At 38.6% G+C, this 24,521-nt stretch carries 24 protein-coding genes and 3 pseudogenes; 19 read left to right on the plus strand and 8 right to left on the minus strand.

Going from position 1 to position 24,521, the window contains the following annotated elements; genetic code table 11:
• Positions 1 to 326: 326 nt before the first annotated feature.
• Complete coding sequence (locus FJR38_RS15045) at positions 327 to 1,694, minus strand: hypothetical protein (RefSeq protein ID WP_168537928.1); 1,368 nt, start codon at positions 1,692 to 1,694, stop codon at positions 327 to 329.
• Positions 1,695 to 1,872: 178 nt separating this feature from the next.
• On the opposite strand from FJR38_RS15045, the gene FJR38_RS15050 reads away from it, so the two are divergent.
• Positions 1,873 to 3,381, plus strand: coding sequence for a UbiD family decarboxylase (locus tag FJR38_RS15050; RefSeq protein ID WP_168537930.1), 1,509 nt, complete (start codon positions 1,873 to 1,875; stop codon positions 3,379 to 3,381).
• A 39-nt stretch (positions 3,382 to 3,420) separates the two neighbouring features.
• On the opposite strand, the gene FJR38_RS15055 is transcribed toward FJR38_RS15050, so the two are convergent.
• Positions 3,421 to 4,293, minus strand: coding sequence for a TauD/TfdA family dioxygenase (locus FJR38_RS15055; protein WP_254449476.1), 873 nt, complete (start codon positions 4,291 to 4,293; stop codon positions 3,421 to 3,423).
• 401 nt (positions 4,294 to 4,694) lie between these two features.
• On the opposite strand from FJR38_RS15055, the gene FJR38_RS15060 reads away from it, so the two are divergent.
• The 4 genes from FJR38_RS15060 to FJR38_RS15075 all read left to right on the plus strand — a co-directional run bounded on the left by FJR38_RS15060 (position 4,695) and on the right by FJR38_RS15075 (position 6,507).
• On the plus strand, positions 4,695 to 5,198 hold the full coding sequence (locus FJR38_RS15060) for a DNA recombination-mediator protein A (RefSeq protein ID WP_168498984.1): 504 nt from the start codon (positions 4,695 to 4,697) through the stop codon (positions 5,196 to 5,198).
• A 26-nt stretch (positions 5,199 to 5,224) separates the two neighbouring features.
• Complete coding sequence (locus tag FJR38_RS15065) at positions 5,225 to 5,398, plus strand: hypothetical protein (protein ID WP_168537770.1); 174 nt, start codon at positions 5,225 to 5,227, stop codon at positions 5,396 to 5,398.
• An 86-nt stretch (positions 5,399 to 5,484) separates the two neighbouring features.
• Positions 5,485 to 5,901, plus strand: coding sequence for an MAPEG family protein (locus tag FJR38_RS15070; protein WP_168537934.1), 417 nt, complete (start codon positions 5,485 to 5,487; stop codon positions 5,899 to 5,901).
• Between the two features lie 114 nt (positions 5,902 to 6,015).
• Positions 6,016 to 6,507 carry a YajQ family cyclic di-GMP-binding protein gene (locus FJR38_RS15075; RefSeq protein ID WP_168498980.1) on the plus strand — a complete coding sequence of 164 codons (492 nt, stop codon included), beginning with the start codon at positions 6,016 to 6,018 and terminating at the stop codon, positions 6,505 to 6,507.
• A 134-nt stretch (positions 6,508 to 6,641) separates the two neighbouring features.
• Here the strand turns inward: FJR38_RS15075 and FJR38_RS15080 are convergent, their stop codons facing one another.
• Entirely contained in the window at positions 6,642 to 7,202 is a 561-nt protein-coding gene (locus FJR38_RS15080) for a glutathione S-transferase family protein (protein ID WP_168498978.1), read from the minus strand.
• A gap of 12 nt (positions 7,203 to 7,214) precedes the next feature.
• A complete protein-coding gene (locus tag FJR38_RS15085; protein WP_168498976.1) occupies positions 7,215 to 7,679 on the minus strand; it encodes a hypothetical protein in 465 nt (154 codons plus the stop codon).
• Between the two features lie 408 nt (positions 7,680 to 8,087).
• Between FJR38_RS15085 and FJR38_RS15090 the strand changes: the two genes are divergently transcribed.
• Positions 8,088 to 8,819 (plus strand): tetratricopeptide repeat protein, encoded by a 732-nt coding sequence (locus tag FJR38_RS15090; protein WP_168537936.1) that lies wholly within the window; start codon positions 8,088 to 8,090, stop codon positions 8,817 to 8,819.
• A gap of 175 nt (positions 8,820 to 8,994) precedes the next feature.
• Here FJR38_RS15090 and FJR38_RS15095 read toward each other — a convergent pair whose 3' ends face one another.
• Positions 8,995 to 9,405 carry a hypothetical protein gene (locus tag FJR38_RS15095; RefSeq protein WP_168498972.1) on the minus strand — a complete coding sequence of 137 codons (411 nt, stop codon included), beginning with the start codon at positions 9,403 to 9,405 and terminating at the stop codon, positions 8,995 to 8,997.
• Positions 9,406 to 9,655: 250 nt separating this feature from the next.
• Complete coding sequence (gene psaM, locus FJR38_RS15100) at positions 9,656 to 9,751, minus strand: photosystem I reaction center subunit XII (protein WP_027404816.1); 96 nt, start codon at positions 9,749 to 9,751, stop codon at positions 9,656 to 9,658.
• A 326-nt stretch (positions 9,752 to 10,077) separates the two neighbouring features.
• Here psaM and FJR38_RS15105 point away from each other — a divergent pair.
• From FJR38_RS15105 to FJR38_RS15160, 12 genes and pseudogenes are all read left to right on the plus strand, one after another.
• Positions 10,078 to 11,326, plus strand: a pseudogene (locus FJR38_RS15105) (FGGY-family carbohydrate kinase).
• A 200-nt stretch (positions 11,327 to 11,526) separates the two neighbouring features.
• A complete protein-coding gene (locus tag FJR38_RS15110) occupies positions 11,527 to 12,240 on the plus strand; it encodes a hypothetical protein (RefSeq protein ID WP_168537938.1) in 714 nt (237 codons plus the stop codon).
• 201 nt (positions 12,241 to 12,441) lie between these two features.
• Positions 12,442 to 12,621, plus strand: a complete 180-nt coding sequence (locus FJR38_RS15115; RefSeq protein ID WP_168537940.1) for a PCP reductase family protein — start codon at positions 12,442 to 12,444, stop codon at positions 12,619 to 12,621.
• A 335-nt stretch (positions 12,622 to 12,956) separates the two neighbouring features.
• On the plus strand, positions 12,957 to 13,154 hold the full coding sequence (gene rpmI, locus FJR38_RS15120; RefSeq protein ID WP_071992743.1) for a 50S ribosomal protein L35: 198 nt from the start codon (positions 12,957 to 12,959) through the stop codon (positions 13,152 to 13,154).
• 20 nt (positions 13,155 to 13,174) lie between these two features.
• Positions 13,175 to 13,531 carry a 50S ribosomal protein L20 gene (gene rplT / locus FJR38_RS15125; protein WP_168498964.1) on the plus strand — a complete coding sequence of 119 codons (357 nt, stop codon included), beginning with the start codon at positions 13,175 to 13,177 and terminating at the stop codon, positions 13,529 to 13,531.
• A 111-nt stretch (positions 13,532 to 13,642) separates the two neighbouring features.
• The gene (locus FJR38_RS15130) at positions 13,643 to 14,428 is read left to right on the plus strand and encodes a transporter substrate-binding domain-containing protein (protein WP_168498962.1); all 786 of its coding nucleotides are present in this window, start codon (positions 13,643 to 13,645) and stop codon (positions 14,426 to 14,428) included.
• 69 nt (positions 14,429 to 14,497) lie between these two features.
• Positions 14,498 to 15,023 (plus strand): annotated as a pseudogene (locus tag FJR38_RS15135) (tetratricopeptide repeat protein).
• A gap of 149 nt (positions 15,024 to 15,172) precedes the next feature.
• A complete protein-coding gene (locus FJR38_RS15140; protein WP_168498958.1) occupies positions 15,173 to 17,155 on the plus strand; it encodes a primary-amine oxidase in 1,983 nt (660 codons plus the stop codon).
• Between the two features lie 157 nt (positions 17,156 to 17,312).
• Positions 17,313 to 18,947, plus strand: a complete 1,635-nt coding sequence (locus FJR38_RS15145) for a DNA methyltransferase (RefSeq protein WP_168498956.1) — start codon at positions 17,313 to 17,315, stop codon at positions 18,945 to 18,947.
• A 358-nt stretch (positions 18,948 to 19,305) separates the two neighbouring features.
• Positions 19,306 to 20,856, plus strand: coding sequence for a ferredoxin:protochlorophyllide reductase (ATP-dependent) subunit B (bchB, locus tag FJR38_RS15150; protein WP_168498954.1), 1,551 nt, complete (start codon positions 19,306 to 19,308; stop codon positions 20,854 to 20,856).
• Positions 20,857 to 20,931: 75 nt separating this feature from the next.
• A pseudogene (locus FJR38_RS29355) lies at positions 20,932 to 21,311 on the plus strand (hypothetical protein); the annotation flags it as partial.
• A 108-nt stretch (positions 21,312 to 21,419) separates the two neighbouring features.
• Positions 21,420 to 22,409 carry a PRC-barrel domain-containing protein gene (locus FJR38_RS15160; RefSeq protein WP_168498952.1) on the plus strand — a complete coding sequence of 330 codons (990 nt, stop codon included), beginning with the start codon at positions 21,420 to 21,422 and terminating at the stop codon, positions 22,407 to 22,409.
• 41 nt (positions 22,410 to 22,450) lie between these two features.
• Here the strand turns inward: FJR38_RS15160 and cysE are convergent, their stop codons facing one another.
• Together cysE and FJR38_RS15170 are read right to left on the minus strand one after the other, a co-directional pair.
• Positions 22,451 to 23,203 (minus strand): serine O-acetyltransferase, encoded by a 753-nt coding sequence (cysE, locus tag FJR38_RS15165; protein ID WP_168498950.1) that lies wholly within the window; start codon positions 23,201 to 23,203, stop codon positions 22,451 to 22,453.
• Between the two features lie 117 nt (positions 23,204 to 23,320).
• Positions 23,321 to 23,809, minus strand: coding sequence for a hypothetical protein (locus tag FJR38_RS15170; RefSeq protein ID WP_168498948.1), 489 nt, complete (start codon positions 23,807 to 23,809; stop codon positions 23,321 to 23,323).
• A 236-nt stretch (positions 23,810 to 24,045) separates the two neighbouring features.
• Between FJR38_RS15170 and FJR38_RS15175 the strand changes: the two genes are divergently transcribed.
• Positions 24,046 to 24,498, plus strand: coding sequence for a hypothetical protein (locus FJR38_RS15175; RefSeq protein ID WP_254449477.1), 453 nt, complete (start codon positions 24,046 to 24,048; stop codon positions 24,496 to 24,498).
• Positions 24,499 to 24,521: the final 23 nt, after the last annotated feature.

Genomic DNA, 24,521 nt, shown 5'->3' on the forward strand with positions numbered 1-24,521 from the left:
ATAGTGTGAGTTTCAGCCCCGACGGCAAAACCATCGCTACGGCATCATCTGACAATACAGCGCGGTTGTGGCCTGTGCGGGATTTAGATCAGGCTTTAAAGGATGGTTGTGCTTGGTTAAGGGATTATTTGCAGAATTCTAGTGTTGAGGATAAGGGGTTGTGTGATGATATTTGAAATTGTCAGAATCAGGATTTTTGGTTACTGAGCGATAGCCTGCGTGGCGAAGCCATAGTCGAAGTACAGGATTTAAGGATTTTCAGAATTAAAACAGAAAATTACTCACCAATGACCAGTGACCAATCACCAATGACCTCATAAACTTAATTAACTAACAGCTAATGATTTCTTACTGTAATATTCAGTTTGAGAGTAGACACTGATAATGCTATTTCCAACTTCAAAAAACGTCCCTTCTTGTTCATGTTTAGAAAATTGCAAATGGGGATATTTAGTAACTAATTCATCAGCAGACATCGCTTGAGTAGATATTTTATTTGGTAACAGTCCTGTCGCACCAATGTAAAATACCATAGGAGAAATATTTTCTTGGTACATTTGCTCAACGTAAGCTGCTAACTTTTGGTAAGCTGTCGTCATAGCTGCAATCAAATCTTCCCTATTCACAGCTTTACCAGCGTGTTGAGCATATAATAACAACGCCAAACTATGATCATCAACTTTGTTGAGAATTTCCCCTATTTTGCCAGTGATATTAATTCCCAGAAAATCATCAAAAATCGGTTTCATCAAATCATCAACCTTCGTCAATTTCATTCTTGAAGAAATGGCTTTTTGACGAACAGCGATATTGTCATTAAACACTAGTTCAAATGTAGGTTTTAGAAAAATCTCCCCAGTTTCTTTGTCATAAACCTCATATCTCCGCCCTAAAAATTGGTTAGCAGAATATAACTTACCCAAATTGAGAATATCCTGATTACCAAAATCAATTTTATAACTGATACGAGAATCAATCGTCTCTGGATATTCCTGAGTAGTGGGAAAATTCAGATAGAGATTTTTCGATAAATAATGTTGTTTTAATTCCTCTACCTGACTATTCACAAATACATCAGATTGATGACGTAAATAAGCAGATAAAATACTAGTGACAACCTTAATTTCTGCTAATTGTGTAAATAGCCCATCAATATTACCAAAATTGATATTTACTGGCACTAATGGTAAATTATCTAACTCAATAGTGTATTCAGCATGAAAATCAAACTTATCATCCTTAATTACATCCTTCGATTTCAATAAATCAAATACTTGCTTATTACTGACCTTGATATTTAAAGCAGAAACATTAACCCTTCCATCTTTAACAATGGTATAATTATTGAAATTATCCAAATCATTAGCCAGCAAACCCGCAACCTCAATCATGGGTGTATTATCTTCAGCCTTTACCAGCTTCACTTTCCGCCTTACCAACATATTAATAGTAGCAGTATTGCGATTGATCGCAAATACACCCATTTGCACAAAATCACCAGGATAGATATCTTCAGTTTGTAACCAAGGAGTAATTAAATCACCATTGATATCTCTAATCCCCCTCACCCGCTTAATCCCAGTTCTGTGATAATCTTCCTTTAACTTATGTAAATTCAAAATGATACTTTGACGATGTGCCGATAAAATTTGGATAAGTTCTAACAGGGAAATCTGATGATTTAACTTCGACATAAAACCCCCTAAATTCTATCAGGTAAAAACTCAATCTTCCTCTTTGCGCCTCTGCGTCTCTGCGTGAGGAAAATCCATCTTTTATTTATTATAGTACATAAGTACCAAAAAGTCAAATTACCACAATGAAGACTAAGATAAAAATAGCTTTACACTTCTTCATAATTAAAACAAACCAATGGCGCGAGATTTACGGGGATTCATTAAAATTCTAGAAGAAAGAGGACAATTGAAGCGAATCTCAGCTTTAGTTGACCCAGATATGGAAATTGCAGAGATTTCCAACCGGATGCTGCAAAAAGGTGGACCAGGATTAATCTTTGAAAACGTCAAAGGTGCATCTTTCCCCGTCGCGGTAAATTTAATGGGGACAGTGGAAAGGATATGCTGGGCGATGAACATGGAAAAACCAGAGGAGTTAGAAACCCTGGGAAAGAAGCTGAGTATGCTTCAGCAACCCAAACCACCTAAAAAGATTTCCCAAGCCATAGATTTTGGTAAAGTGCTGTTTGACGTAGTGAAAGCCAAACCAGGAAGGGACTTTTTTCCGGCTTGTCACCAGGTGGTAGTGGAAGGAAATGATTTAGATTTAAACAAATTACCTTTAATACGTCCTTATCCGGGAGATGCCGGAAAGATAATTACACTAGGATTGGTAATTACCAAGGATTGTGAGACAGGAATTCCTAATGTGGGTGTGTATCGCCTACAACTACAATCCAACAACACCATGACCGTACACTGGCTTTCAGTGCGGGGGGGTGCGAGACATTTACGGAAAGCGGCAGAACGTGGTAAAAAATTAGAAGTAGCGATCGCTCTGGGTGTAGATCCTCTCATCATTATGGCAGCAGCCACACCCATTCCCGTAGATTTATCAGAATGGTTATTTGCTGGATTGTATGGTGGTTCGGGAGTCAACTTAGCCAAGTGTAAAACTGTAGATTTGGAAGTACCCGCAGATTCCGAATTTGTCTTAGAAGGGACAATTACACCAGGGGAAGTTTTACCAGATGGACCCTTTGGTGATCACATGGGATATTATGGCGGTGTAGAAGATTCGCCTTTGGTGCGGTTTCAGTGTATGACACACCGCAAAGATCCAATTTATCTTACCACATTTAGCGGGTTGCCACCGAAAGAAGAAGCAATGATGGCGATCGCCCTCAACCGCATCTATACCCCCATCTTACGCCAACAGGTATCCGAAATAGTTGATTTCTTCCTGCCAATGGAAGCGTTAAGTTACAAAGCGGCAATTATTTCCATAGATAAAGCCTATCCTGGACAAGCACGAAGAGCAGCCTTGGCCTTTTGGAGTGCGTTACCACAATTTACATACACTAAATTTGTAATTGTGGTTGATAAAAACATAAATGTTCGTGATCCCCGTCAAGTTGTTTGGGCGATAAGTTCCAAAGTTGATCCTACCAGAGATGTATTTATATTACCAAATACCCCCTTTGACACCTTAGATTTTGCTAGTGAAAAACTCGGTTTAGGTGGGAGAATGGGCATAGATGCAACTACGAAAATTCCCCCCGAAACAGAACATGAATGGGGTAAACCATTACAATCAGATGCAGATGTGGCAGCAATGGTAGAACGGCGTTGGGCTGAATATGGTTTAGCCGATTTAAAACTCGGAGAAGTTGATCCAAATTTGTTTGGTTACGATATGAGATAATACACACCTTCCCACTCCTCTAAGGAGAGGAGTGTTAATTTAAAAATCGAAAGCTGGAGAACACAACCGGATATAAATCTCTCTCGTCTCATCAGTAAAAGCCCTTCTGCCGTGCATTATTCTGGTATTATCAATCATTAAAATATCACCTTTTTGCCAGCAAATATTAGTAGTAATTTTCTCAGCAATTTCATTTAATTCAGCCATAAGTTCATCAGGAATTGGGGAATCATCATCAAATCTCAGAACATCAGGATTTAACTGCATTGCTGGTAAAAGGCTATTAATAAAAACCCGATGCTTTCCACATCTACTAGGAATAACTACAGAACAAACATATTCTAAAAGAATTGATTGATCTTCATATATCGTCACAAGTGTATTATTATCTGCACATATTTCTTTTAATTGATTAACATCATCAATTTTATATTTTTGCTGCCATTGTTCTTGGTTCATTTTAGCTCTAAATTTGAGCTTCTTCTGATTGAATAATTCTTTAGTTGAATTACTTAATTCTGCAAAAAACTGTCTACCATCACACACCGTTGTTTGACCATCGCTTGCAGCGGGATTAGCACAGAAAAACCATAACATGAGGGGAATGTTTTTCTGGTAGTACATTTCTCCATGTAACTTAATCTCTGTTTGGAAATCATTGACACTTAAAATAGTTTTATCATTATTAATGACTTTTCTATTAAAAGCACCACCAGCATAATCTAAAAAATCAGTGCTGAATAAATTGCTAAATTCTCTAAAGATTTCCGTATCAGTCGTAAATCCTCTAAACAGTAAAACTCCATATTCTTTAAATAGATTAATAATTTCTGCTTGGTCTAGTTCCAAAATACTCTTATGATCTTGATTAATGATTTGCTGAACAACTTTTTCAGAAATTGATGGTGTCATAATATTCATGTTAATTAAAAAACCTAGATCAAAGCTTTAAACTCATTGTCATCTATAAATATAGCATTCCTACGCCATCCATACAAATATATAGTGATACATTAATTACCCAGATGATCCCAGTTTGTTTGCTAAGTAGGTGAACGGAAAAAAACCGTAGACGCGGAGTAGTTTCTCAAAGAGTAATATGTAACGAAAAGTAAAATCTCCCAAAACCTCTTTTCTGTTCCCTTGTCATAACGACAATTTTTAACACCAACTTACTTAGATAATCTTCTACTTTACCTATCACATAAAACTCAGTAATACATAAATTGTAGCAATATGTAACTCTAGTTAGCTTCCTATTTACACGCTGTTTGGTAGAATATCTGGGTTGTTTAATCTCATGATTTTCATCTTTGAGTCAGTCAATAGATACCATCAACCTCGATACATTAGCCCAAGAACTAGCAACAATCCAGCAAACAGGTTCTAAACGGATTGCCTTGCTAGGTTCTCGTCATGTGCCAATTACCCATCAGAACCTCATTGAAATGATGACCTATGCCCTGATTCTATCGGGCAACCGCATCATTACCTCTGGTGCTACAGGCACAAACTCTGCTGCCATCCGAGGCGCAACACGGGCAGACCCCAACTTACTCACGGTAATTTTGCCCCAAAGTTTGGAACGGCAACCTCAAGAATCGCGCCAGCAACTAGAACAGGTCATGCACCTGGTGGAAAACCCCAGTAATGATAATCTGTCCTTAGCTGAAGCGAGTTACTTATGTAACAAAGAAATCGTCTCTCGTTGTCAACAACTAATCTGCTTTGCATTTCACGATAGTCGCACTCTCCTACAAACCTGTAGCGATGCAGAAGAACAACGAAAAGTGGTAACACTCTTCTACTTTGACTAGAGTGAATCCCAGTCTTTGCAAAGCTAATGATAGAGATGGAAAATTATCAATGGTTAATGGGTAATGAATTACAGCAGGAGTCAGGAGTAGTAGGGGCGAAGCATTCGGAAAATAACCTTGGACAAAAATTGATAATTGATCGCCCGAATGCTTCGCCCGTACAGTGTATAGGTTTTAATTTAGATGCTGTACATCATTGATCTGCAATCTGCTGTAACTAAATTACCCCTTATCCCTTGGTAAATAATAATCAACACCAAACCCAGCACCCAATTAAATTAGTTTAATGTCTTTATCTCCATTACCAGTACCTGCTATTTTTTTATACTCTATAGTTGTCGCTGCTATTCTCATTTACCTACCCTATTTATTAGTAGCTTTTGCTAGAGTGCAGATAGGATATGATTTGTCTGCTCCTCGCGCCATGTTTGACAAATTGCCACCCTATGCTAAACGGGCAACATGGGCCCATGAAAATTCATTTGAAGGGTTTATGGTTTTTGCCGCAGCAGCATTAATGGCGTATGTGACTGGGGTGAATTCTGCCCAAGGAGTAAATGCAGCGATCGCCTTTATTATTGCCCGTTTGCTATACTCTATTTTCTATATTGCCAATATACCCCTGTTGCGATCGCTCATGTTTGGTATAGCGACTTTTAGCTCCGGAACTCTTTTTTTCCTCAGTCTCATGCAAATTAAATAATTAGACTGAGGAAATGAGGAGAATATTTGTCTATCTTTAATTTTCCCTCTTACCAATCACCAACCCTTCGGCTACGCTCAGGGCAAGTCACCAATTACCAATTACCAATTATTTATGGCTTCTACTTTTTCCTTTGATATCGTCAGCGACTTCGACAGACAAGAATTAGTTAATACTATTGATCAAGTCACCAGAGACGTTAAAAGCCGCTACGATCTCAAAGACACTCAAACCACAATCGAATTAGGCGAAGAGAAAATTACCATTGGGACTGACAGCGATTTCACCTTAGAATCTGTCCATACCATCCTCCGAGAAAAAGCCGCCAAGCGTAACCTTTCCCAGAAAATCTTTGAATTTGGCAAAGTCGAATCTGCCAGCGGTAATCGTGTCCGTCAAGAAATCACCCTAAAAAAAGGCATCAGTCAAGAAATAGCTAAACAAATTTCTAAATTGATTCGAGACGAAATTAAAAAAGTTCAAGCCTCAATTCAAGGTGATGCTGTGCGGGTGACAGCAAAATCAAAAGATGATTTACAACTAGTCATTCAACGTCTTAAGCAAGAAGAATTCCCCGTCGCCTTGCAATTTACAAATTATCGTTAATCAGGAGTCAGGAATCGTAGGGGCGAAGCATTCGGGCGATAAATTATCCATTTTTGTCGAAGGCTATTCTCCGAATGCTTCGCCCGTACAGTAATCTATCAGAAGTTTAGCTGTCAATTGTCAATTGTCAATTGTCAATTATTTTTTCCGCCGATGCTTTTTTGAAACGCCGGACGTTCAGATATAGCTTTGATATAATTCAAAACTTCTGGATAAGCACTCAAATCTAACTTGAGCATAATCGGGATATAAGAGAGCATTGATCCTACAGCCACATCTGCAACCGTAAAATCATTACCCAGCAAAAAAGGCTGTTTTGCCAAAATTTCATTTAAAGGAGTCAATAACCGTGGCATTTCTCGCTCACGATTAGCTTCTATAAAAATACCTGTTCCTAGACTGGAATTAGCAAATAATACCCACTGAGTGAATATAGCTTTTTCTTCTAGTGAGTCAGCAGTTTTATCGTATTTTTCAGCCAAATAAAGCAAAATCGCCCCAGATTCCCAAAGCTGAAAATCGCCATCAACGATCGCGGGAACTTTACCCATAGGGTTAATTTTGAGGTATTCAGGCTGGAGATGTTCTCCCGCTTGCATATCTAGCAGCACGAACTGATAGGGAACTTTTAGCTCCTCTAGATACCACTGGATAATTGAAGCCCGACTACGAGCGCCGCCGTAAAGTTTTAACATAGTAACCTGAGATTAAAGAACTTTGTGAGTGTGGGAATGTTGTTTCACGTTGTCTTCTTTGGTGACAACTCTAGCTGCATTCAGTACCCGTTTGCGCTCTGTCGTATAATTCAAGTCTGTTTTAGTAGTTCCCAACGGAATCAGAGTTTGGGCTACTTCACGGCGCTTGTAGGTACGAGCAGCAGAAAACAACCGTAATGGAAACTCATCTCCGAATTGCGCCGATTCTGGGAATCCTTCTGGCAACAGCAGTTTATCACCATCTAATACAGATCCCAATTTTGTTGCATAAGCCAGTCTATAAGAGGTAGGAATATTCTTACATATAGCTTCTAAGGCTGCTGAAGGAATGGGTTCTATCACTTCAATTTGATGCACTTCTCCATCATCTTTATAGAAGCACGTAGCTAAACCAAGAACAATATAGTCATCGGTATTGAGATCGTTAGCATCAACATAAGAAATTGTTGTTGTCATCAGAAATGTCTCTTCTAGAATTAGTAATTAGGGATTGGTCAGTTGTCAGTTGTCAGTTGTCAGTTGTCAGTTGTCAGTTGTCAGTTGTCAGTTGTCAGTTGTCAAGTTGTCAGTTGTCAGTTGTCAGTTGTCAGTAGAAAAAATATTCTCCCTGCCCTCCGGTCACTGAGCGTAGCCGAAGTGCTGCCCCCCTTCCTCTTCTCTGTCACCTACATTAAAATTTACACTTCAATTCTTTAGAATTTTACTGATTCAGGAATTGGACTTGGGTATGAAGTATACATTAATAGGTTTATGACTGGCCTTGTTTAAAGAGGTGAAAATCACCTTCTTCAATCATCCTAGAGTCATCAGGACACAAAAACTGTAACTTTATTTAACAAACTAAGTAAATCACATAGGCAAAGTATGGATAAGCACTCTTTTTTAAATTCTGGTATACAAAACAATCAAATCTCTGTTTTTGATCAGAACAATCCTTGTTATCAATTTACGGGGTTACAGGATAGTAATGAATTAATGCTAGAAGAACGTTATCTCCGCTCTTGTGCTTTGAAGTTAGCACAACAAGGGGATTACAGCAAAGCGATCGCTCTTTTAAGTCATCTCATTGACCATCATCCTGAAAACGCTGTTGATTACAATAACCGGGGGCTGATTTATTTTCAAAGTGGTGATAGCCAAAAAGCTATCTGTGATTATAACAAAGCCCTAAATTTAAATTCTAAGTTAGCTAGTGCCTACAATAACCGGGCTAATTATTACGCTGCTTGTGGGCAGTTAAACGCAGCCTTGGCTGATTACGAACAAGCATTGGATTTAAACCCCCATCATGTCCGGGCTTGGATTAATCGGAGTATTACTTTACGGGACTTGGGAGAATATGCTGAAGCTATCGAAAATTTAGAAATTGCTCTCCTGTTTGATCAATTAAAAGGCAACATTTGGGCTGAACGTGGACGGACTTATCATCTTTGGGGCGATTGGAATTGTGCGATCGCTGATTATCGTCGCGCCCTCACAGAATTACCAGCTTTGAGTAGTCAAAATGTCTCCGGTTATCGTTTACGGTTACAAATAGAAAATTGGTTAAACGAATTACTATTTTTGAAGACTAATGCTTCTAATTCTTCTTTCTGATAGCGCAGCGTGGCGTAAGCCATACTCCTGATAACTGACAACTGACCACTAACCCTAATTTAGTAGATTTAACGATTAAAACTGAGTAGAAACTGGAATTTTATCAGTAAACAAAAATTTACATCATTTGGTAGTGACCCTAAAAACCATGATGATTAATATATTTTTTGCACTTTTATGGTGCTAAATCAGGTTGTTTCGTTACAGTCTGATCTGGATTCATCAATATAACTGGACGCTGACTAGGGTCAAAGCGGTATGATTTTTGTTGCATAATACTTTTAGCCTGGCTGGGATCAAAGTTGCGGCTAAATTCTGTCTGCAAATTCTGGACACGCCCTTCCATAACTTTGACTTCGGTACGTACTTCTCGCAACTTATCCTGTTGTGACCAATGATAAGGCAATAATTGTACTAAAGCAGATACTGCTGCTGCACTAATAACTATATTAACTGCTACTTTAGCGGTAGTTTCTAGTGCCATTACCTGATAAGCACGTTGGCGTAAATGTCGTTTAGGTCGTGGTGTAATCCGGCGTTGTTCTACGGGCTGTAGAGGTGGTTTTGAGGGTTGGAACGCGTTCATGTTGCTAACAAGAGGCTTGCATAATTTACGGTAATTACCGTCAGAAGCAAACAGGTGCTAATTGCGGCTTGATTTAGCTGCCATATTACTCCATTTTTCAGAAATTTATACAAGTATGAAGATGAATAAAATATTACCTAGTAAAGTAAAGTGTAATTTTCATAAATCCTCATAGCAGATAACCACAAGCATTTAGAAACTACACCTTCTTGTACTAGGCCTGTTCACCTGTAACAGAGTTACGTTGGTGTTATTTGTATAGTTCTGTCGCTAACCGCCAAGCTAGAATTCCTGGAATTAGTGCCACAACCAAAGCAATGTAAACTTGAGTATCTGAGATAGGCATGGTGGAAATCCTCCTAAATTCAACTAGATTTTCAACACTCCGCTTACTACTTTTCCCTGTTTTGCCAAGATTAGGAAACATCTTGTTACAAGATGCAACAAAAACCGGAGATTTGTCAGTTGTCAGTGGTCAGTTGTCCGTTGTTAAGAAGTTTCCCCTGCTCCAGGTCACTGAGCGTAGCCGAAGTGCTGCTCCCTGCTCTCTGCCCCCCGGTTACTGAGCGTAGCCGATAGCGTAGCGTGGCGTAAGCCATAGTGCTGCCCCCTGCCTCTTCTCTGTCACCTGTCACCTGTAACCTGTCACCTTCTTACCTGTTCCCTAAATCTATGACATTATCACTCGGTATTGACTTTGGCACTTCTGGCGCTAGGGGTGTGGTGATTGATGAAGAAGGTCGGATTCTGTGCGAAATGCGCCATTCTTGGCAGGTGGGGACTATTGATTGGGTAGATTGCTGGAAAGAGGCTTTATGGAGTCTTCTAGGGCAAATTCCGGGGGTGTTAAGAGGGGAAATCGGGGCGATCGCTCTTAATGGCACTTCTTCAACTATTTTGCTGACCGATGGGGCTGGAGAGCCAGTAGACGCACCCCTATTGTACAATGATGAGTCGGGGGGCAATGGCTTTAGAACAGTTGAGCAGGATTGCACCACCTAACCACACGGTATTAAGTGCTACATCTAGTCTAGCGAAGCTGCTGTGGATGCAACAATTACCTTCTTTCGGACAAGCTAGATATTTATTGCATCAAGCCGATTGGCTGGGGTTTCTCTTGCATGGAAAATTAGGGATTAGCGATTACCACAATGCGTTAAAGCTAGGCTATGACGTAGAAAAGTTGCAATATCCAGAATGGCTAGAACAGCTACAAATTCCCCTCCAGTTACCGCAAGTTTTAGCACCTGGAACAGCTATTGGTGAATTACGTCCCCAGATAGTAGCTGAATTTGGCTTTCGAGGTGATTGTTTAGTGGTTGCAGGAACAACAGATAGTATTGCGGCTTTTCTAGCCAGTGGCGCTAAATTTCCAGGGGAAGCGGTAACTTCTCTTGGTTCAACTTTGGTATTAAAACTTTTGAGTCGTCATAAAATCGAAGATGCGCGATATGGAATTTACAGCCATCGTTTAGGAGATTTGTGGTTGACTGGTGGTGCTTCTAATACTGGTGGTGCTGTTTTAAAGCAATTTTTCAGTGATGTAGAGTTAGTGAGATTAAGTGCCGAAATTGATCCCACTCAAGCTAGTGAGTTAGATTATTATCCATTATTGAAACCAGGCGATCGCTTTCCCATTAATGATCCCCAACTATTACCAAAACTAGAACCACGTCCCGATAGTCCCCAAGAATTTCTACATGGTTTATTAGAAAGTATGGCTAGAATAGAAACGCGAGGATATGAACTATTACAACAATTAGGCGCAGATCCATTAACTAATATTTATACAGCCGGTGGTGGTGCAGCTAATTCTACTTGGACAGCCATTCGCCAACGTTATTTAAAAGTACCAGTTGTTTCATCAAGTAATACGGAAGCAGCTTATGGAACAGCACTTTTAGCAAGGGGAATAAATTAGTTACAAGTTAAATTTATAGGACTTACGCACAAGTCAAAAAAGAACGAACCACGTTCGCGGAGCGTCCCGTTAGGGATAGGAACGAACCACGAAGGAACGAAGGACACGAAGAAAAGAGGGTTTCAGAGATATTTCGCGTAAGTATTTAGTTTAGTTCAGTCTACACAGTTCAAATAATTCAATTATCAATTTACATCATCATGAAATTAATTACCAAGCTATTTTCTCTAATGTCTATTAACCGCAGTTTTCCGCAAATTTTTATCTTTATTCTCATTATTACAAGTCTGTTATCTTGTAATTTAGGTGTAACTGAAAATAATACATCTGCAAATGCTAAAAATCCAGTACAGTCACAACTACAACAAAATACTTTACCTAAATCTATTTCTCAAGCAGTTTTAAGAAATGCTTCTAGACTTTCTGGGTTAAAAATCAATAATTTGCAAATTACTCAAGTCACAGCTACCAACTTTGGCAATCCTTGTATGTTCAAATTTGGGGAAATTTGCACAAAAGAATATAACCCTATTCCCGGTTGGATAGTAATTGTCCAAGTTAAAGAACAAGCCTGGACTTATCATGTTAATAAATCCGGTTCACAAATTCTCCTAGATCCGAAAATTAACACTAATAAATTACCGAAAAAAATTTCTAATGCCGTTTTGAGTGACGCTTCTAAACGTTCTGGTTTAGCAGTAAATGCCCTGAAAATTACTCAATCAACACAGAAAACTTTTAGTAACCCCTGTACATTTGGCTTTGGTGAAGTCTGCGCCCAAATATTTGATCCTATTGAAGGTTGGGAAGTGATTGTGAAAGTCAAAAGCCAATTTTGGACTTATCATGTAGATATAACAGGCTCAAGCATCGTTTTAGATCCTCAAGTCACTAAAACCGCTGTGAGGAAGTAAAAATGTCATGATAATGAGTATATAGTTATAGCGTTTCCTAGCCTACCAATGTACAAATTTATCTGCGTTTATCTGCGTCAATCATCTTCTATCTGCGGTTAATTCTTGCTTCGGTGTACCTCACTTAAATGGGAATCACTCTATAGGCTGAATAACCCAATTTTATAACCGTAAATCATCAAAATTAAAACCCAAAAATCAATGAGTGAACCAATTAAATGGACTGCGGAGGCAGAAGCAAAACTCAAAGACATTCCTTTTTTTGTCCGTCCTTTTGCTCGTAAAAAGATTGAAACTTATGCTCAGGAGAATAATTTTTCTCCTATCACTATCGAAATTTACGAACAGGCTAAGAAGCAGTTCAACAAAAAATATGATTAATTGATCAAACTGGTTTTTTACTATTTCCTCTAAAAATTATCCAATTTTACTCAGGACTTAGGTAAGTGGCACATTGGTAAGGTGCGTCAGATACCAACAATCTATTTATTTGCAGGATTTATCTAGTCTGACGTGGTTGGTGAGCTTGCCGAACCACATCCTACAACTACAACAGATTTTTAGTGTGACAAACAGGATTAAGACTGAGATTTTATCACCAATCACCAATCACCAATTACCAATTACCAATCACCAAAACCCAATACTGAAAATGGTGCATACAATTTCCATTTTCTCATATATAATTATAGATTGTGTTGAATTAAAGCCATACCATGCCTAAATTAAAGACTCGCAAGGCAGCGGCGAAGAGATTCCGCGCCACCGGTAGCGGTAAAATCGTCCGCCGTAAACCGTTCAAAAACCACCTGTTAGAGCATAAATCCTCTAGCAAAAAAAGCAATATGTCAAAAATGGCAGTTGTTCATGAACGGGACGAACCTAACGTGCGTTTAATGCTTCCATATTTGTAAAAGATCACAGGTAGTAAGATATGACTCGGGTAAAACGCGGTAATGTAGCTCGTAAACGCCGCAATAAAATTCTCAAATTAGCTAAAGGTTTTCGTGGTTCTCACTCAACTTTGTTTAGAACCGCTAACCAGCAGGTAATGAAGGCGCTTCGCAGTGCTTACCGCGATCGCAAAAAGAAGAAACGTGATTTCCGTCGTCTGTGGATAGCACGGATTAACGCAGCTTCTAGACAACATGGCTTAAGCTACAGCCGCTTGATTGGTAATTTGAAAAAGGCCAATGTGGAACTAAACCGCAAAATGTTGGCACAAATGGCAATTCTTGATCCTGCAAGCTTCGCTAAAATTGCAGAACTGGCAAACTCAGTTAACGGATAAAGGTGGCAACGGATGAATAACGGATGTAACAGATGGCCTCTTCGGAGAATTCAAAATTAAAAATAAAAAAACCTTTTTGAGTTTTTAATTGGAGCAAAACGAAAGTCTATTATGAATAAGTTACATCTGGTATTATCCGCTACCTTGTCTTTGATTTTTTGTCTATTTTTTCTCAGCGCGAACTTAACTGCATCTGCCGCAACAATGGCGGAAATTCAGCAGCGAGGCTACTTAAATGTGGCAGTTAAGGATAACTTTCGTCCGTTAGGATTTAGGGATGATCAAGGCAATTTGCAAGGCTTAGAAATTGATTTAGCCAAGCAATTAGCAAATGATTTGTTGGGTAAAAGTGACGCTGTAAAATTGCAACCAGTAGCTAACAGCGATCGCTTACCTGTAGTCTTTAATCAGCAAGTTGATTTAGCGATCGCCAGAGTCACAGCCACAGAATCACGTTCTCGCATCGTTAGCTTCAGTGTTCCTTACTATTATGATGGTGCAGCAGTAGTTACAAAAAACACATCAATTCAGGAACTAAAAGATTTAGGGAAACGCAAAATAGCGGTTATTAACTACTCTAGCACTATTCCCTACTTGAAATACTTTATACCTAATTCTGAATTAGTTAGTGTAAACTCTTATGCCCAAGGACGGGAAAAAATAGAAAGTAATCAAGCAGATGCTTTTGCGGCGGATTTTAGCGTTCTTAGTGGTTTAGTGCAAGCATATCCTCAGTATCGCATATTGCCAACTAAACTATCAGCAGAACCATTATCTGTAGTCATGCCCAAAGGATTGCAGTATGATGAATTAAGAAGGAAAGTGAATGAAGCGATCGCTCGTTATACAGTTACAGGTTGGCTAAAAGAACGGATAGAATATTGGGGATTACAGTAATTAGTGAATCATATACAACCTAATAACTGATAATAGATAGAGTATTTTAATATTTTGTATTTGTAGAAAATGGATAGCAATTTAGTCGTCATTTATCTCTCAATTTTTGTTGGTTTACTTGCATTTGCAGGTGTAAGTGTTTTTCGTCAAGTATTCAAAACCCGCAGACTGGAAAACTCCCTGAGTAAATTGAAAACCAAATTAACTAAAGAAAAAGGTACGGCTCAAGAATATTATGAATTAGCTAGTATCTATTCAGAAAAACAAGTATTTAGTCAATCCATACCGTTATTTCAAAAAGCTCTAAAAGCAGCCGAAGAAGAGGGAGAAGACGCTGTAGCTCCCATTTACAACGGTTTAGGATATGTTTACTTTGCTCAAGAGCAATATGACTTAGCAATTCGTCAGTACAAAGAAGCCATCAAATTGAACCCAGATTATGTATCAGCTCTCAATAATCTTGGACACGCTTACGAAAAGTAAAAAATTGAATGCTCAAGCTTTAGAAATGTATGAAGCAACACTCAAATTAGCACCCAATAATGCTGTTGCTAAACGTCGGGCTGAATCTTTGCGTCGCTTAGTTTCTATCTAATTTGTAGAGACGTTCCATGGAACGTCTCTACTTCTCAATAATACATATTTAAATTAGGATGATTTTGATGAAAATTAGCCTCTTAATCTTACGGTTTCTCATCTCTAGTTGAGGAATCAATAAATGTACTTTTTACAAAAATGTGCAACATGATTAAGAGGCTAAATTTTTTTTACCAGTTGACTATTACCATTATTATTTGCATTAACATCTTTATAGCATTTCCTAACATTGTCTCCGCCCAGGAATCAGTAATTTCTCATCCCCTCAACCCCTTAACAGAGACAGAAATTAATACAGCCGTTACCATACTCAAACAGAAAAAAACCTTGAGTGAAACCGCAATTTTTCCCATAATTGCCTTGCAAGAACCTGATAAAAAAGAAGTCTTAAATTTTACACCTGGTCAATCATTTCAACGCCAGGTTTTTTTGCAAGTTTATGAAAGAGAATTGAACAAAACCTTCACAGGAACAGTTAACTTAAATACTCAAAACCTCACTTCCTGGCAAGAAATACCCCACGTGCAACCTGCTATTCTAGCCCCAGATTATGACATAGCTAGGGAAGTAGTAAAATCAGATTTGCGTTGGCAGAAAGCCATGCAGAAACGCGGAATTAAAGATTTTAATGATGTAGAAATTAGTTGCTGGGGAGCAGGAATACTCAACAATCAAGAAGCTAAATCTGGTAATCGGATTTGTCGAGCATTATCTTATTATCAAGGTAAACATTGGAATTTTTATGCTCGTCCCATAGAAGGTGTTTTAGTCACAGTCAATTTAAATAAAGGTGAAGTTGATAGTTTTGTTGATAACGGTATAGTTCCTTTTTCTCAAGAAAATTGGGATTATGATATTAATGCTTTTAATCGCCTAATTGCACCACCAAAACCCTTAAAGATTAATCAACCAGAAGGTACAACTTTCACAATTCAAGATCATGAAATTAGTTGGCAAGGTTGGAAATTCCGTTACTTAATGCACCCCCGTGAAGGGCTAGTTTTATATCTTGTTAAATACAATGACGGTGAAAAAGACAGATCAATTTTATATCGTGGTAGTCTCTCAGAAATGGCAGTTCCTTATGGCGATTCTCACCCAAATTGGTCATTTCGTAATGCCTTTGATGTAGGAGAATATAATCTAGGCTTACTCGCAAATCAATTAGAATTAGGTAAAGAAATTCCTGAAAATGGCGTTTTACTAAATACAGTTTTTGCTAATACTGAAGGAGAAGCTTTCACTATACCAGGATTAATTGGGATTTATGAAAGAGATAACGGTATCCTTTGGAAACATTTTGAATACAAAACTCAAAAAAATTATATCCGTCGTAATCGTGAATTAGTCATGAAAATGATTACAACAATTGATAATTATGATTACAGTATCAATTGGATATTTCGTCAAGATGGTACGTTAGAAGTAGAAAATGAGTTAACAGGTATTGACTTACCCCAGGGAACAGCAAACACAAAACAAACTGAAAATAAGTCTTTTGGTAGATTATTAGCTAAAAATATCTTTGGAGTAAATCACCAACACTTTTTTAACTATCGCTTAGATTTAGATATAGACGGACAAGCTAATTCTGTCATGGAAATGAATGTTGAAGCCTTACCAATGGGTGATAAAAATCCGTTAGGAAACGTGATAACTGTAGAAGATACACTACTAAAAACCGAAAAAGCTGCCGTGCGTGATTTAGATATTAAACATAGTCGAGAATGGATGATTACTAGTGCAGAGAAAGAGAATAATTTAGGTGTTCCTCCCGCATATATGTTAACACCAGGTGGAAATACAATTTTGTATGCTGTGGAAGGTGCAAATATTCGGAAAAAAGCTGGTTTTGCAACTCATCACTTTTGGGCAACAAAATATAAATCCAGTGAAATGTACGCAGGTGGCGATTATCCCAATCAAACAAAAATGGGAGAAGGTTTACCAAAATATATTGCTGATAATGAATCTGTAAATAATGAAGATTTAGTTGTCTGGTACACAATGGGAATAACTCATGTTCCTCGTCCAGAAGACTGGCCAGTAATGCCAACTCACCGCGTTGGTTTTAAATTGATGCCCAGGGGATTTTTTAATAGGAATCCCGCAATTAATTTGGGTGAGTAAATTCTCGTTACCTGTCTCTGACAGGTAATGCAATATGTGAAACTCTGCCTAAATTATAAAAAATATTAAACTTTACTACAATCCCAGATGATTAATTAAATGTACTGTATAATTTAAGCCAAAGTGTAGAATGATATTACTTTTGGAGGTAATAATTATGGTAAATCAGCTATTTTATGGGGATAATTTAGAAGTATTACGGAAACATATTAAAGATGAAACTGTTGATCTTTGCTATATTGATCCCCCATTTAATTCTAAACGTAATTATAACCAAATTTATAATAATATCGGCAAAGAAGATCAAACACAAGCTCAGGCTTTTATAGATACATGGACATGGGATAATCACGCCAATCAAGGTTTAGTAGAAATTCAAGAAAATTATCTAGGTCATTTTACATCTCAAAGTATTGATCTGATTTCTGGTTTAACAAAAGTTCTAGGAAAAGGAAGCCTGTTAGCATACTTGGTGAGTATGACTTTGCGGGTTGCTGAAATTCACAGAGTTTTGAAATCTACAGGTAGTTTCTATCTGCATTGTGATCCAAGTGCTTCTCATTATTTAAAAACTATTTTAGATGCTATTTTTTGTTCACAGGGTGGGGATTTTAAAAATGAAATTGTCTGGAAACGGACATCAGGTCATAGTGATTCCAGTAAATATGGCAGCGTTCATGATGTAATTTTTTACTATACTAAAAGTTTAAAAATCACATGGAATCAAGTATATCAAAAATATGAGCAAAACTATATTGATAAATATTACAGATATCAGGATGAAGATGGTAGAAAATGGATGTCTGATAATTTAAGTGCTGCTGGTTTAGCTGGTGGTGGTTATCAATATGAATGGAATGGAGTTACAAAATTGTGGAGATGTCCAAAAACAACAATGGAAAAACTTGATGCAGAAGGTAAAATTTATTATACTAAAAATCGTGTTGCTAGGATCAAAAGATATTTAGATGAAAGTAAAGGATTACCTGTTCAAGATGCTTGGAATGATATAGAAGCTTTGCGTTCTTGGCATAAAGAACTATTAGGATATCCCACACAAAAACCTGAATCTCTACTAGAAAGAATCATCAAAGCTAGTAGCAACGAAGGTGATATAATATTGGATGCTTATTGTGGTTGTGGAACAACAGTAGCTGTCTCACAAAAACTAAATCGTCAGTGGGTTGGAATTGATATTACCTATCAAAGCATTGGTTTAATTCTCAAGAGATTAGAAGAATCTTTGGGTAAAGGAGTGTTAGATACTATTAATATTAGTGGTATTCCTAAAGATATGAAATCGGCGGAAGCTTTAGCATTGAAAAAAGATGATCGTACCCGTAAAGAATTTGAAAAATGGGCAGTTTTAACCTATTCTAATAATCGTGCCACCATTAATCAAAAGAAAGGTGCTGATAAAGGTATTGATGGGATTGCTTATTTCACAGGAGATCAAGATGAACCAGAAAAGATTATTTTACAGGTAAAATCAGGTAATGTTAAATCTGGAGATATTCGAGATTTACAAGGGACAATTACTCTCACAGGTGCAGCATTAGGGGTTTTTATTACTCTCAAACCACCTACTAAAGAGATGATTAAAACTGCTAAAGAAGCAGGAATTTATAAAAGCCGCTATATGAGTCAACCTGTAGATACAATTCGTATTGTCACCGTACAGGAAATCATCGAAGAACAAAAACGTTTAGATATTCTTCTGACTCTAGAAGTGATGAAATCTGCTGAAAAACAAACGGAAGTTCAACAAACACAACTAGACCTTTTTTCTTAAGGCTCAGTTAATGTCTTCAATAAATAGTTTCCCAGATACTCACACTTACTCTATTAGTGCAAGCGTGCCAAAACCATAATGGGAGCGTGTGGAGTATGTCACTATAAAATCATCAGTAAAACAACATTTATCTACAAAAATTGATACAAATATTTGTCAAATTATTAAGAGTTATTTACTTAAACAATACTCATGTTGTTTAAATAGAAGGCTCAACCCCAATCAGTAAAATGGTTTGAGCAATTTATCACCCAATAAAGCCTTAAAAAACCTTATTCTTTTCTAGTCGAAACTTTTGCGACAATCCAATTTAATAAACGCACTCATAGTTATTTACGTTGTCAAGGAAGAAGACTAGATGAAATTAGCTTACTGGATGTATTCAGGACCCGCCCACATTGGCACTTTACGAATTGCTAGTTCATTTAAAAATGTTCATGCAATCATGCACGCGCCCCTCGGTGATGATTACTTTAACGTCATGCGTTCTATGCTATCGCGGGAGAGAGATTTCACCCCAGTCACAACTAGCGTGGTTGATAGAAACGTTTTAGCCCGTGGTTCTCAAGAAAAAGTAGTAGACAATATCACTCGCAAAGATGCTGAGGAACACCCCGATTTAATCGTTTTAACCCCTACCTGCACCTCTAGCATTCTCCAAGAAGACTTACATAACTTTGTGGAAAGGGCGCAGTTGGAAGCGAAAGGGGACGTAATGCTGGCGGATGTGAACCATTACCGCTACAACGAATTACAAGCCGCAGACCGCACTTTACAACAAATTGTTCAATATTACATTGAGAAAGCTCGGAAACGGGGAGAATTACCAGCAGGAAAAACTGCTAAACCCTCAGTTAACATTATCGGAATTTCTACTCTGGGTTTCCACAATAACCACGATATCACTGAACTGAAACGGTTAATGGCTGATTTGGGAATTGAGATAAATACTGTAATTCCTGAAGGTGCTTTGGTTCACGAGTTAAAAAATCTGCCTCAAGCTTGGTTTAACTTAATTCCCTATCGGGAACTGGGGTTAACTACGGCTAAATATTTAGAAGAAGAATTTGGTACACCTTACGTAGATATTACACCTATGGGGGTTGTAGAAACTGCCAGATGTATCCGCAAAATTCAACAGGTGATTAACGCCCATAGTTCGACTTCGCTCACTACAAAAGGCGCTGAAGTTAATTACGAAGACTTCATTAATGAACAAACTCTGCACGTATCCCAAGCTGCTTGGTTCTCCCGTTCTATTGACTGTCAGAACTTGACTGGGAAGAAAGCGGTAGTATTTGGTGATAATACCCATGCGGCAGCTTTAACGAAGATTCTATCGCGGGAAATGGGTATTCACGTTGTTTGGGCTGGTACTTATTGCAAGTATGATGCTGACTGGTTTAGAGAACAGGTGAGCGAATATTGCGATGAAGTATTAATTACAGATGATCATGGTGAAATTGGGGATGCGATCGCTCGCGTTGAACCTTCTGCTATATTTGGTACACAGATGGAACGTCACGTTGGTAAACGTTTGGATATTCCTTGCGGTGTAATTGCAGCACCTATTCACGTTCAGAATTTCCCCATTGGTTACAAACCATTTATGGGTTATGAAGGCACAAATCAAATCACAGATTTAATCTACAATTCCTTCACATTGGGAATGGAAGATCACTTATTAGAAATCTTTGGTGGACACGATACAAAAGAAGTAATTACCAAAGGAATTTCCGCAGAATCTGGTTTGAATTGGACAAAAGATGGACAAGCAGAATTGAATAAAATTCCTGGTTTTGTGCGCGGAAAAGTGAAGCGAAATACCGAAAAGTTTGCCCGTGAGCGTGGTTTTAAAGATATCTCGGCTGAAGTCTTGTATGCAGCCAAGGAGTCTGTAGGGGCGTAAGTTTGCGGGGTTAGATGATAAGGGTGAGTGGTCAAAAGAAGCAGGAGAGCAGGGAGCGGGAAGCAGGGGGGAGAGACTGGGACAAAGCTTGTACCCCGCCCCAGCCGAGCGCCCTGGAAGGGCGGGGCTTCTTACCCATGCTCCGCTTCGTTCCGCGCAGAGAGGAAGGGCTTGCTCCCCCTGCTCCCTTCCCCTCTGGTCGCCCTACAATTACTCCGAAGCTGCCATCCATCTCCATTTTACGCCTTTGATAAAGTTGATATATTTTTAGATGGGTCAAACAGGGAACGATTAGCTAGAATGATGAAACAACAGACGGAACAAGCCCAGTTTATGTTGTGAGTTTGCGCCGTCTAATGATAGAATCAGTACAGCGCACAATTGGCGTAACTCAAGCCAGAAGGACGCATACTCAAGTTTTGGGTATTAAGTTAGAGACAACAGGTGACAGGTAATTAACAATTGACAATTAGTAATTGTCAAGTTTCTGTTAAAAATAGTTTATACATAAACCAGATTCGAGATTGCCTACGGCACGCTAAGTGAACAGGACGACCTATAGAATGACCTCTGAACAAGTAATTAGACGTTCCGATATATTAAACACTCAAGTGATCACCCGCGATAATGGCAAGCGGTTAGGTATCGTGAGTCAAATCTGGGTTGATGTTGATCAAAGAGAAGTGGTGGCGCTTAGTTTGCGAGACAGCCTGATCTCTATATCTAGTCTGCCTCGCAATATGTATCTCAACACCATTAACCAAATCGGTGATGTCATCTTAGTTGATAACGAAGATGTCATTGATGACGTGGAAGTAGAGATTCTCAGCAACCTCATGAACTGGGAAGTTATCACTGAAACTGGGGAAGTTTTAGGTAAAGTGAGAGGCTTCAAATTTAATGGCGAAACGGGTAAAATATACTCCATAGTCATTGCCTCCTTGGGATTACCCCAAATTCCTGACCAGTTTTTGAGTACCTACGAACTGTCCATAGATGAAGTTGTCAGCACAGGTCCTAGTCGGTTAATTGTTTTTGAAGGTGCTGAAGAAAGAGTAAACCAGTTAACCGTAGGCGTTTTAGAACGGCTGGGTATTGGTAAAGCCCCTTGGGAAAGAGACACAGAAGAAGAATTTGGCTATAGCGCCCCCCGGACAGTTGCACCCAGCAATCAGCTACCTAGTGGTGTTCCTCTCCAAGTACCCCGGCCAAAAGTCCGAATTCCTGAACCCATAGACCAAGAAGAAGAATGGACTGAAGACTACATAGAAGAAGAAAGACCCCAGCGCCAAGTGATGAAAGCTCGTTCCTACGAGTCAATTCAGTACGAAGAAGACGAAGAAGATAACTGGAGTGAGGCAACAGTAAGAGATAGTTACCAAGAAGCACCCAGATACGAACCCAAGCCTGCTAAAAAGACTTACGCTGACGATTATGATGACTATGATGATGATCTAGACGGTGATGCTTGGGATGATGCACCCAAACCAGTCAATATTCCCAAAAAGGTCAAGGAAAGACAAGTGGAATACGAAGAAGAAGGTGGATATTAAGTTTTTTGACAATCCCCGCTCTAGAGAGACGGGGATTCTTATTAAATCCCTGCACCATCAAAGAATTCCTGGATCTTCTTATCTCGGATATTGCAAAAGTTGTGTTCTTTTGGTAATTCATCTTTGTGAATGAATGTACCTGCTAAAACTGAAGTCCTTTCCGGAGTTTGGAGAGCTTGAATTTGCTCTTCTAGTGCTTCAATGCGGTCAACTAAAGTGCGAATTACTTGAGCTTCTGAGTCTGGTAAGTTGCTGTGTTCTAGAGGCGCAACCCGGACTCCAGAACGGTAAATAATACGTCCAGGTACACCGACAACTGTACAACTAGATGGTACATCTCTCAATACCACTGAACCAGCGCCAATGCGGACATTATCACCAATTTCGATATTTCCTAAAACTTTTGCCCCAGCACCAACAACGACATTTTCGCCTAATGTGGGGTGACGTTTACCGCTTTCTTTACCAGTACCCCCCAGGGTGACACCTTGGTAAATTAGGGCATAATCTCCGATAATAGCTGTCTCTCCAATGACCACTCCCATTCCGTGATCAATAAATACTCCTTGACCAATCACCGCCCCTGGGTGAATTTCAATACCAGTTAAAAACCGAGCAATATGAGAAATTAATCGGGGGAAAAAAGGAATACGAATACTACGCAACCCGTGAGCAAAGCGGTGGAAAATTAGGGCTTGCAAACCAGGATAGCAGAACAAAACCTCTAACCAATTGCGGGCAGCGGGGTCACGTTCAAAGATAATGCGAAAGTCGGCACGGAGTCTAGAAAACATCGAGATAGTACCCTTGGATAGCACAACAAGCTACTATCTCATCTTATCGTGACTTGGTAATTGGGGTTAAGCAATTAAAAAATAAACGTAGTAGTAACGAAAAAAGAGGGATTGTTTCTATTGCTGCACCGTTAATACATAGTTGCGTTTTACGCCTTGATCAAACATACCTACCCAAATGTGATATGTGCCTTGTCTCCATTTCTTATTGCTCACACTAGCATCTTTGCTTCGACCAGTATCATCACCGCAACGGATTGTTTGATCATCTGGTCCTTTGATCAGTAAAGTTGTATCATTACCACCACTGTTCACTAAGATTTTCAGGTTGTCAAAATCTTTCTCTAAAACGAGGATGTGATCAGGATTAGGGTCAGCAAAGCCGATACAGAGATTTTTATCGAGGTCACGATTGCTGATAGCAGATAAGGAATAAGCACCACCTGTATATCCAGAAGTTGTTCCTTGGGACGCTGCAAAACCTGGTGATAATTTCAAACTACCAAAATTAGCTGTTTCTGCCAAGACAGATGTAGCCATCATAGATGTAATTAGAGTCAAAAACCATCCTAATTGAGACTGAAGCCGGAGATGACGCTCTTGCATAATTAGCCCTCCCACAGGCAATAAAAGTGATCATGTATACTAATTTTACTTGAAAAATTATCACTTAATGGTATCTGTGCCACAGAAAAATGTGACCTAAATAACAGTTTTTTAATTTGTAATGTGATACTGGGATACTATTTTTATCATGGGGATCACATCTGGTATAATACTGATATACAGCCAATGTAAAATAAATGCTGTAAATAATTAGGTTTTTATGGAGGTTAATAAAAATGCCGAAAGGTAACTTGAGCGAAAAAGTAAACGAAAAAGTAAACTATCAGCCTTTAATGGCTTCATTCATAGTTATGTTAGTAGGACATTCAACCATTGATCAAAATTTTAATAATCCACCTGAGCAGGTATTAATTGTATCTAATTCAACTACAATACTCGATGAAAAAAAAGCTCTAGATTTAGTTTGGAGTTTACCAAAAGTGCAGCGGAAAGCCCGCGAAATTCAGCGATTATCCAGAGGAAGTATTCGGGTTTCTTCAAGGATTGATAGTTATCCTACCGCTGATGAACCTTACTATGTAGTTAGCGTAATTGAGAATCACTCTGATCAAACTACCAGTCCAATTTATTGGTTTCGTGTATCGAATCCCAGCGGTGTGGTAGAGGCTTTAGATTTAGTCCAAAATCAATACATATCTCTAGATAAATGGAATCCTGATGGTAGGTAAACCTACAATCAATCAAATTTTTT

The organism is Anabaena sp. UHCC 0253, from assembly GCF_009712085.1.
Classification (GTDB): domain Bacteria; phylum Cyanobacteriota; class Cyanobacteriia; order Cyanobacteriales; family Nostocaceae; genus Dolichospermum.